This is a genomic window from Actinoplanes regularis (genome assembly GCF_900188005.1).
GTDB lineage: Bacteria > Actinomycetota > Actinomycetes > Mycobacteriales > Micromonosporaceae > Actinoplanes > Actinoplanes regularis.
In genome coordinates this window covers 24,460-33,559 of record NZ_FZNR01000042.1, presented here as the reverse complement: position 1 = coordinate 33,559, position 9,100 = coordinate 24,460, and the positions used below count along the sequence as shown (strand labels likewise).

The window sequence follows — 9,100 nt, the reverse complement described above, 5'->3', positions numbered from 1 at the left end:
GCGGTCGATGCTCAGGCCGGTGCGGCCGGTCTGCTCCGGCGCCAGGAAACCCAGGGTGCCGACCAGGCCCTCGCCCGGCTCCGGGGCGCCGGTGACCGCGAGGTCGAAGTCGATGAGCAGCGTCGGAGCATGGGACCGCAGCACGACGTTGGCCGGAGTGATGTCGCGGTGCAGCACGCCGGCGCGGTGCACCGCCGCGAGCGTGCCGGCCAGGGCGTGCGCGGTGCGGACCAGGTCGGGCAGCGGCATCGGCCCGGCCGGTGGCGGTGCACCGCCGTCGTCCTCGAGCACCAGGGTCCGGCGCGGCTGGTACGCGGCCAGGCGGGGGACGCCGGGCAGTCCGGCGAGCTTCTCCAGGACGGCGCGTTCGTGCTCGATCCGTCGGGTCGCGCCGGCTCCGGTGGCGTGCTTGCACACCACACCGGGACCTTTGGGTGAGCTACAGCGGGTGACCTGCGTCCGGTCACTCAGGTAGAGCAGTTCCTCACCCTCGTAACGGAGGATGCCATCCTTAACGCGTTTTTCTCCCACTTCCATAGCCAGTCGATCCCCTGGCGCCCGTGCATCCGGGCAGGCGTACCCCTCGTGGGCGTGATGGTGGCTAACGGGCGGCCGTCGGCGCCTCCAGGTGCGCTTCCGGGCCCGGGAAGACCAGAGCGGTGTGGTCGTTGTCCAGCCAGCGAACCTCGTACGGAGGAGTGCCGTCGGAGTGCGGCAGCGCGGTGACGATCCCGACGCGGTGCGGATCGCCGACATGAATCCCCTTGAGTACGAGTCGATCACCGACGTGCGCGATCATGATGCCTCCCAGATTCGAACGTGCTGTCCCAGTCATCCTCGCCCCCCGAGCTGGGCCGCGGCACGCAGTTGGCGCAGTCTCGGGTCCGGTTCCACGCCGACGGGCGTCAGCCGGAGCTCGGCGTCCACCGCGATCACGCCGTCGGGTCCGGCGAGCACGGGGTTGAGGTCCAGTTCGGCGACCTCGGGCAGGTCTTCGGCGAGGCGGCCGAGGCGTAGCAGCAGGTCCTCGAGGGCGTCGGTGTCCGCGGCTGGTGCGCCGCCATAGCCGGTGAGCAGCGGGGCCGACCGCAGGCCGCGCCACATCCGGCCGGCGTCCAGGTCGGTCATCGGGACCAGCCGCAGGGCGCGGTCGTCCGACAGCTCGGTGCGGACACCGCCGAGCCCGAGCAGCACCAGGGAGCCGAACAACGGATCGTGGACGACCCCGGCGACCAGCTCGACCGGCCGGTCGTACTGCCGCTGGACCAGGACGCCGGTGCCGGGGCGCCCGGCGGCGGCGACCGCGGGGAAAGCCGCGCGGACCGCCGCCGCGTCGGTGAGGCCCAGTCGTACACCGCCGGTGTCGCTCTTGTGCACGAGATCCGGGTGCGCCGCCTTGAGCACCACCGGACAGCCGATCCGTCCGGCCGCGGTGACGGCCTCGGCCTCGGTCGCCGCGGTGCCGGCGGGCAGGATCGGGATCCCGTACGCGGCGAGCAGCTCGACGGTGCGGTTGTAGGGGAGCCATCCGCCGCCCGTGGCGAGCGCCTCGTGCACCAGGGCGCGGGCGGAGGTCACCTCGACGTGGGCCGGCGGACCGAACGGTCGCGTCCCGGGGGCGCGACCGTCTGGTTCAGCGATCACCACCCTGCTCAGTGCCCGGGGCCACCGCCGCCGTAGTAGTAGCCCCGGTCGCCGTAGTAATAGCCCTTGTCCCCGAAGACGCCGTTGTTCCCGTAGCGACTGTTGTCGATGTTGTCGCTGTTGTTGAAGATGTTGATCTCGAAGCTGTTGTCGACGCCTCTGCTGTTGTCGGTGCCTTTGTCGCACGGCCCGCAGTCGGATGTGGCCGCCGTGCTCGTGCCCCCCGCGGAGGCGAGCGCCGGGCTCGCTCCGATCGTCATCCCGGCGATGAGTCCGATGCCCATCATCAATGCGCGCGTCATGGTTTCTATGTTCCTGCCTTCGTTTGAAGAAATGCTCACAGAAATGAGCAAACCATGACGTTTCGGGCATCTCCCGACTTCTGAAACTAGGTGGCTGTTCGGGTGATTACCACCCTGGCCGAACGGCCAGGGTGGAGTCGGCTCGGGCGGTCCGCCCCGGCCGGTACCGGCCGGCGAGAACCGGCAGGTACCGGGCGAGCAGCGGCCCGGCGACGGCCAGCAGCAGCGTGTACGCCACGACCGTGCTGGCCAGCACCGGTTCGCTGGAGCCGGCGACGGTGACCACGACGATCGAGAACTCGCCCCGGGCGATGAGCGCCGTACCGGCGCGCAGCCGGGCGCGCCGACCCGTGCCGTCACGCCGGGCGGCGTACCAGCCGGTGAGAATCTTCGTCACGACCCCCGCCAGCGCCAGCCCCGCCGCGACCGGCAGCGCGTCCACCAGATCGGCGGGCCGGACCATCAGACCGATGGAGAGGAAGAACGCCGCCGCGAACAGATCCCGCAGCGGCGCCAGGACCGCGCCCGCCCGGACCGCGTTCTCCCCGGTCAGCGTCAGACCGATCAGCAGCGCGCCGATCGCGGCCGACACGTGCACCATCTCGGCCAGCGCGGCGACCACGAGCGTGGAGCCGAGAACCCGGAGCATGAGCTGCTCCGGGTCCGGATGCGCCAGCCACCGGTTGACGTGTCCGCCCCACCGGTGCGATCCGGCGAAGGCGGCGGCGACCACCGTCACCGCGAGGGTGATGCCGATCAGCGCCTGCCACCAGGTGCCCCCGGACCCGAGCACGGCCAGCAGCGGCAGGTAGACCGCCATGGCGAAATCCTCGATCACCAGCACCGCGAGCACCGACGGCGTCTCCCGGTTACCGAGCCGCCGCAGGTCGGACAGCAGCCGCGACACGATGCCGGAGGACGACACCCACGTGGCACCGGCGAGCGCCAGCACGCCCACCAGGTCCAGACCGAGCAGCAGGCCGGCCACGAGGCCGGGAACGGCGTTGCTGACGAGGTCGACGGCGGCGCTCGGCACATGCCGGCGGGCGCTGCCGGCGAACTCCTCGGTGGTGAACTCCAGCCCGAGCGTGAGCAGCAGGAGCACCACCCCGATCGAGGCGCCGGTGCGGACGAACCCGTTCGCCTCCGGCACCGAGACGAACCCTCCGTCGCCCAGGGCCAGGCCGGCGAGCAGGTAGAGCGGGATCGCCGGGATCGCCAGCCAGCGCGCCACGGATCCGAGAACGCTCAGGACGACCAGCACGATCCCCAGCTCGAGCAGCAGGGCCAGAGACGCGTGCATGGCGGTTCAGCTCTCGATCACCACGGGGGCCGCTGCCGTCGTCTGAGTCATGCTCCCAGAGTTCGCCCGGTATCCGTGGACGGTCAGGGCCCAAGGTCCCGAAGGTGAGGGGACCGGCGGCCGCACCGGCCGGCACGCCGCGCCGACCGGTGCCTGTCACGTGGTCGCTTCTAGCTGTACAGGTGCGCTGGACGGTGGGTGATCTCCTCGATGTCCGAGGCGGTCGCGTCCAGCAGTTGGTAGGCGAGATCGGACAGCGCACGCGACGTCGCAAGCTCGTCGCCGATCTCCGGCACCTCCCGATCGCGTGGTGCGCGGCGGGCGGTGCCCTCACCCCGCACCGGTAGTCGGCCCTCGCTGCGCAGCACGGCCACCGCATGGGTACGGCGGTCCTCCGCGTCCTCGTCGATGGCGATATCGACCGCCCAGTTCCGCGTTCGAATCATCACTACCTCCCCTCGCGGTCCTGCCCTCATTCTTCTCCCCGGGCGGGTGTCCAGGGGCGACTCCCACACAGTGATGGTCATCCGGCCTCCCCGGCACCGGAGCCATCGAATCGAGTGCGTTTTTCTGAGCCCCGGGTCGCGGGCCGCATATCGTGGAGATCCGAAAGGATCCCGCAGGGCAATGCCCGCACCGACCAACGCGCCGTGTCCGGAGGTCCGTTCGTGTACGTCGTCATGCTCTCTCCGGAGTGCGCCCCGGTGGCGCAGGCGGGGGGCCTCGGAGAGGTCGTCTACGGCCTCAGCCGGGAACTCGAGATCCGCGGCAACGCCGTGGAGATCATTCTCCCCAAGTACGCGTGCATGCGCTACGACCAGATCTACGGCCTGTGTGTGTCGTACCGCGATCTCTGCGTGCCGTGGTACGGCGGTGTCGTGCCGTGCACCGTGTGGTTCGGCTTCGTGCACGGCCGCAAGTGCTACTTCATCGAGCCGCACTCGGCGGACGGCTTCTTCGAACGGGGCAGCTACTACGGCGACGACGACGACATCCTGCGCTTCGCCTTCTTCTGCAAGGCGGCGATGGAGTTCCTGCTGCACGCCGGTAAGCGGCCCGACGTGGTGCACTGCCACGACTGGCAGACCGCGCTGGCTCCGGTGCTGCTGTTCGAGCAGTACCAGCACCGGGGCCTGGGCACGCAGCGCGCCTGCCTGACCATGCACAACATCCGCCACCAGGGCCGCTGCGGCGAGGAGGTGCTGCGGGCCACCAGCCTGCTGCCCACTGGCCGCTTCACCGTCAAGGAACGGCTGGCCGACGATCAGCATCCCGGCGCCCTGAACCTGCTCAAGGGGGGTGTCGTCTACGCCAACTTCGTCACCTCGGTCTCGCCCCAGTACGCCTGGGAGAGCCGCTGGACCGATCAGGGCGCGGGCCTGAGCGAGGCCCTGCACCGGCACGCCGGCAAGTTCGGCGGCGTTCTCAACGGGGTCGACTACGACGTGTGGAACCCCGAGACGGACGAGCTCATCCCGTACAACTACTCGCGGAAGGACTTGGCGGGCAAGTACGCCGACAAACGGGCCCTGCGCGAGCGGTTCTGGCTGGCCGATTCGTACCGGCCGATCGTCGCGTACGTGGGGCGGCTCGACGAGCAGAAGGGCGTGGACCTCATCCACCACGCCGCCCACTCCGCGCTCGACCGCGGCGCTCAGTTCGTCCTGCTCGGCTCCAGCACGAATCCCGCCGTGGAGGAGCGCTTCCGTCAACTCAAATGGCACCTCAACGACAATCCCGACTGCCACCTCGAGCTGCAGTACACCGCCGAGCTGGCGCACCTGGTCTACGCCGGCAGCGACCTGCTGATCATGCCGAGCCTCTTCGAGCCGTGCGGGCTGGCGCAGCTGATCGCGATGAAGTACGGCACGGTGCCCGTGGTGCGGGCCATCGGTGGCCTCTGCGACACCGTCTTCGACTGGGAGCACTCCGACCAGGACCGGCACCTGCGTAACGGCTTCGTCTTCCACCAGCCGGATCCGGCGGCGGTCGACTCGGCGCTGCACCGCGCGATCGGGCTCTGGTTCCACCACCCCGGTGAATTCCGTGAGCTGATGGTCAACGCGATGCGCGCCGATTACTCGTGGTCCACGCCGGGGCGCCACTACCTGAACATCTACCACCACATCAGGCATAAGTGAGATGACCCAACTTGACGAGTACGTCGACGGCCTGCCGAACCTGTGCGGCTCCGAGCAGCAGGTGCAGGCGATCGTGGAGCAGTCCCGGAACACCGCCGTCCATAACGGTCACACCGGGCTCGACCTCGGTGCGATCGACGCCGCGTGCGCCATCGCGCTGCACATGCACCAGCCGCTGATCCCCGCCGGCGAGAACCTGCACACCGCGGAGATCATCAGCAACCTGCAGTGGATGCTGCAGCACCCGGACGTGGGCGACAACCACAACGCCGCCACCTTCCTCTGGTGCTACAAGCGGATGGGGGAGTTCATCCCCACGCTGCTCGCCGAGGGACACCGGCCGCGGGTGATGCTCGAGTACTCCGGCACGCTGCTGCACGGTCTGCGGCGACTGGGTGCGAACGACGTCCTCGACGCGCTGCGCCGGATCACCTGCGAACCCGAGACACGCGCGGCCGTCGAATGGCTGGGCTGCGGCTGGGGGCACCCGGTGGCGCCCTCCACCCCGGTGCAGGACTTCCGGTTGCACGTCCGGGCCTGGCAGCACCACTTCGCCGCCCTTTTCGGCGCCGAGGCGCTGGCCCGGGTGCGCGGATTCAGCCCGGCTGAGATGGCGCTGCCGAACCATCCGGACGTCGCCTACGAATTCGTCCGCACCCTGGTCGACTGCGGCTACACGTGGGTGCTGGTGCAGGAGCACACGGTCGAGTCACCCGAGGGCCGGCCGCTCGAACAGCGGCACCTGCCGCACCGCCTGGTCTGCCGTAGCTCCCGGGGCGAGACCGCGGAGATCATCGCGGTGATCAAGACCCAGGGCAGCGACACCAAGCTGGTGGCCCAGATGCAGCCGTACTACGAGGCGCGCGGCCTGCAGCCGGTGGAGCTGGCCGGACACCGGGTGCCGCCGCTGGTCACCCAGATCGCCGACGGCGAGAACGGCGGCGTGATGATGAACGAGTTCCCGCCCAAGTTCTACGACGTGGTCCGGGAATCCTCGGGCACCCGGACCCCGCTGGTGAACGTCACCGAATACCTCGAGCAGTTGTTCGCCACCGGTCTGCGCCCGGGCGACCTGCCGGAGCTGCAACCGGTGCAGCAGCACCGGATCTGGGAACGGATGGCACCCGGCGACGGGCCCGACCGGCTGGCCGCCACGATCGACACCCTGCGTGGGAGCGACGATCGGTTCCACGTCGACGGCGGCAGCTGGACCGGCGACATCTCCTGGGTGCGCGGCTACGACAACGTACTGGCACCGATGGAGCGAGCCAGCTCGCTGTTCCACGAACGGGTCCTGGCCCGCTCGGTACCCACCGACGATCCCGGGTACCGCGCCGCGCTGTTTCATCTGCTGGCCGCGGAGACCAGTTGCTACCGCTACTGGGGCGAGGGGATCTGGACGGATTACGGCGCGGAGCTGTCGCGCCGCGCGATCGAGACCGCCGAACGCCTCTGACACCGATCCGGAGCAGTGCCATGCCGTACGACGTCAGCCACGCACTCGTCCTCAACCTCCACCAGCCTCCCAGCAACCTCGACGACCTGCTGACCGACTCGCCCTGGGAGGCCACCGAGATCCTGTACGCCCTGGACCGCATTCCCCGCGCCCTGTGGCGGCACGAGCAGCACGCCCGGCTGCACCTGTCGCTCTCCGGGACCCTGCTGGAGACGCTGTCGGCACCCGCCTTCCAGCAGCGGGCGTACGGCATCGTGGACTGCGGGGCGCTGCTGTGGCACCTGCAGAACACCCGCACGATCCGGATCCTCGGCACCGCGTACTACCACCCGGTCCTGCCGCTGATCCCGCCCGGCGACTGGGCGGAGCAGCTGGCGCGGTGGCGTGGCATCGCGGGTCACCTCTTCGCCCGCACCGACTTCGGTGGCTTCTGGCCGCCGGAGATGGGCTTCCGCATGGAGATGATTCCGCTGCTGCGGCAGTGGGGCTACCGGTATGTGCTGGTGGACAGCGAGCATGTCGAGCTGGTGTCCCCGATGCGCTGGGAGCGGCTGCGCTATCGACCGCATGTCGCCCGCCACGACGGCCAGGAGATCGTCGTGGTGGTCCGGGACCGCGAGCTCTCCGACGCGCAGGAGTCCGGCATGGACGCCGACTGGTTCGTCCGCGAGGTCGGCGAGCGCACCAGGTGGTGCGACTTCCCACCGCTGGTGACCACCTGCACCGACGGCGACAACGGCGGATGGTTCCGGAACACGTCACCGCATGCCAACTTCTGGTCGGTCTTCCACGACGATCTGCTCCAGCGCGTCACGGCCGGTGGCGGCCTCCGCCCCACCTTCATCGACGACTACCTGGACAGCTACGGCGCCGACGGCGAGGTGCGGGTGAAGCCCGGAGCCTGGAACACCGGATGGCATCACGGCACCGGCTTCACCCAGTGGACCGGGTCAGCCGCCCAGCGCGACGCGCTGACCCGGGTCGCCGAACTCTCCCAGGACCTGCGGGCTCGAGGCGCTGACGGCCGCGAGGACCTGCGGGAAGCTCACTGGCGTGTCCTGCGCGCCGAGACGAGCTGCAACTTCTACTGGGGCGAGGCGTGGCTGCCGCGCTGCCACGCGGATCTGGACGAGGCCGAGCGGTTACTCACCCACTGAGCTGGCCGGTGGGCAGTTCGAAAATCACCTGGCGGATCCGGCGGATCGTCGCGTCGAGGCGCTCGACCGCCTCCTCGATCCGCTCGTGTGCCTGCGGGCTGGTCACGAACCCGTCGGCGGTCTGCAGGGTCATGCCCGTCCAGGAGAGCTCGCGGATCACGTCGGCGTGCAGGTCGGTGGCGATCCGTTCGCGCTCTCCGATCAGGTCGCGCTCGCGAAGCGTCTGCTGTGCCCGTTCGTACTCCAGCAGGAGCGCGGCCCGAGCGGCGAATTCTCGTAGGATTTCCAAGTCCTCGGGCCGGAACCGGGGGCCACCGGCTGACACCGCCACGACCAGGACGCCGATCGTGGTCGGTCCGGCGACCAGCGGGGCGGCCAGCACCGCCGCCATGCCGGTCAGGAAGTCTCCGTCCGGCGATCGGCTCGCCAGATCGTCGATGAGGATCGGCTGGTCCCCGGCCAGCACCTGAGCGGTCACGGTGCCCGTCAGCGGCAGCTCCGCACCGACCTCCGGGCCGGCCAGGCAGCCGTCCGCCGCCCGGATCCGGACCTTGCCGTGCTCCGCCGGGCTGCTGATCCATGCCTGATCGGCGCCGAGCAGAAGCCGGGCATGAGCGGCGATCGACGCAAGGGTGTCACTGGATTCATGCTCCGCAAGCAGCCCGTTGGTGATCTCGGTGAGCGTCTCCACCCGGGCACGCACCGCGCGAGCGGCGGTGTCGTCCCTGGTCACCTCCGCGAAGCCGCGCAGCCGGTCACCGTCGAACAGTGCGGTGATCACGACGTGTGCCCAGAACCGGGTACCGTCCGCGCGCACGCGCCAGCCGTCATCGTTGTAAACCCCATCGCGGGCGGCCACCGCCAGGTCCCGTGCGGGCCTGCCGGCGGCTACGTCCTCGGCGGGATAGAACACCGAGAAATGCCGGCCGATGATCTGATCATCGTGGTACCCGTGGAGCCGATCGGCGCCAGTGTTCCACGCCGACACCGTGCCGTCGGCGTCCACCAGGAAGATCGCGTACTCGGCGACGGCGTCGACGAACAGGCCCAGCAGTTCCTCGCTGCCGGCCACGTCGGCGGGTGCCGCAGCGGTCACG

Annotated in this window: 10 protein-coding genes; 3 read left to right on the top strand and 7 right to left on the bottom strand. The window is 70.0% G+C overall.

What is annotated here, in order from left to right:
• The 6 genes from CHC09_RS44040 to CHC09_RS44020 form a co-directional block, all read right to left on the bottom strand.
• Window positions 1-537: protein kinase domain-containing protein (locus CHC09_RS44040; RefSeq protein ID WP_143232935.1), on the bottom strand; the 537-nt coding region annotated here is incomplete at its 3' end.
• A gap of 64 nt (window positions 538-601) precedes the next feature.
• The gene (locus CHC09_RS44035) at window positions 602-799 is read right to left on the bottom strand and encodes a DUF1918 domain-containing protein (RefSeq protein WP_089299234.1); all 198 of its coding nucleotides are present in this window, start codon (window positions 797-799) and stop codon (window positions 602-604) included.
• Between the two features lie 32 nt (window positions 800-831).
• Window positions 832-1,644 (bottom strand): acetate--CoA ligase family protein, encoded by an 813-nt coding sequence (locus CHC09_RS44030; protein WP_239138928.1) that lies wholly within the window; start codon window positions 1,642-1,644, stop codon window positions 832-834.
• A gap of 8 nt (window positions 1,645-1,652) precedes the next feature.
• Window positions 1,653-1,946 carry a hypothetical protein gene (locus tag CHC09_RS48260; protein WP_239138927.1) on the bottom strand — a complete coding sequence of 98 codons (294 nt, stop codon included), beginning with the start codon at window positions 1,944-1,946 and terminating at the stop codon, window positions 1,653-1,655.
• 106 nt (window positions 1,947-2,052) lie between these two features.
• Window positions 2,053-3,249: a cation:proton antiporter gene (locus CHC09_RS44025; protein ID WP_089299232.1), complete on the bottom strand. Its 1,197-nt coding sequence runs from the start codon at window positions 3,247-3,249 to the stop codon at window positions 2,053-2,055.
• A 170-nt stretch (window positions 3,250-3,419) separates the two neighbouring features.
• Window positions 3,420-3,695, bottom strand: a complete 276-nt coding sequence (locus CHC09_RS44020) for a DUF1876 domain-containing protein (RefSeq protein ID WP_089299231.1) — start codon at window positions 3,693-3,695, stop codon at window positions 3,420-3,422.
• Window positions 3,696-3,917: 222 nt separating this feature from the next.
• Here CHC09_RS44020 and CHC09_RS44015 point away from each other — a divergent pair, with 222 nt between their 5' ends.
• Genes CHC09_RS44015 through CHC09_RS44005 form a run of 3 tightly spaced genes read left to right on the top strand, consistent with a single transcriptional unit; the run spans window position 3,918 to window position 8,003 of the window.
• A complete protein-coding gene (locus tag CHC09_RS44015; RefSeq protein ID WP_089299238.1) occupies window positions 3,918-5,390 on the top strand; it encodes a glycogen synthase in 1,473 nt (490 codons plus the stop codon).
• Between the two features lies 1 nt (window position 5,391).
• Entirely contained in the window at window positions 5,392-6,846 is a 1,455-nt protein-coding gene (locus tag CHC09_RS44010) for a glycosyl hydrolase family 57 (protein WP_089299230.1), read from the top strand.
• Window positions 6,847-6,866: 20 nt separating this feature from the next.
• Window positions 6,867-8,003, top strand: a complete 1,137-nt coding sequence (locus CHC09_RS44005) for a polysaccharide deacetylase family protein (protein ID WP_089299229.1) — start codon at window positions 6,867-6,869, stop codon at window positions 8,001-8,003.
• On the opposite strand, the gene CHC09_RS44000 is transcribed toward CHC09_RS44005, so the two are convergent.
• Window positions 7,993-9,099 (bottom strand): GAF domain-containing protein, encoded by a 1,107-nt coding sequence (locus CHC09_RS44000; RefSeq protein WP_089299228.1) that lies wholly within the window; start codon window positions 9,097-9,099, stop codon window positions 7,993-7,995. The two genes, CHC09_RS44005 and CHC09_RS44000, sit on opposite strands and share 11 nt — an antisense overlap.
• Window position 9,100: the final 1 nt, after the last annotated feature.

Bases quoted from the DNA above. Each gene is read 5' to 3' on its own strand.
- CHC09_RS44010 (WP_089299230.1), top strand. From the start codon at position 5,392: ATGACCCAACTTGACGAGTACGTCGACGGCCTGCCGAACCTGTGCGGC.
- CHC09_RS44025 (WP_089299232.1), bottom strand. From the start codon at position 3,249: ATGCACGCGTCTCTGGCCCTGCTGCTCGAGCTGGGGATCGTGCTGGTC.
- CHC09_RS44005 (WP_089299229.1), top strand. From the start codon at position 6,867: ATGCCGTACGACGTCAGCCACGCACTCGTCCTCAACCTCCACCAGCCT.
- CHC09_RS48260 (WP_239138927.1), bottom strand. From the start codon at position 1,946: ATGACGCGCGCATTGATGATGGGCATCGGACTCATCGCCGGGATGACG.
- CHC09_RS44035 (WP_089299234.1), bottom strand. From the start codon at position 799: ATGATCGCGCACGTCGGTGATCGACTCGTACTCAAGGGGATTCATGTC.
- CHC09_RS44020 (WP_089299231.1), bottom strand. From the start codon at position 3,695: ATGATTCGAACGCGGAACTGGGCGGTCGATATCGCCATCGACGAGGAC.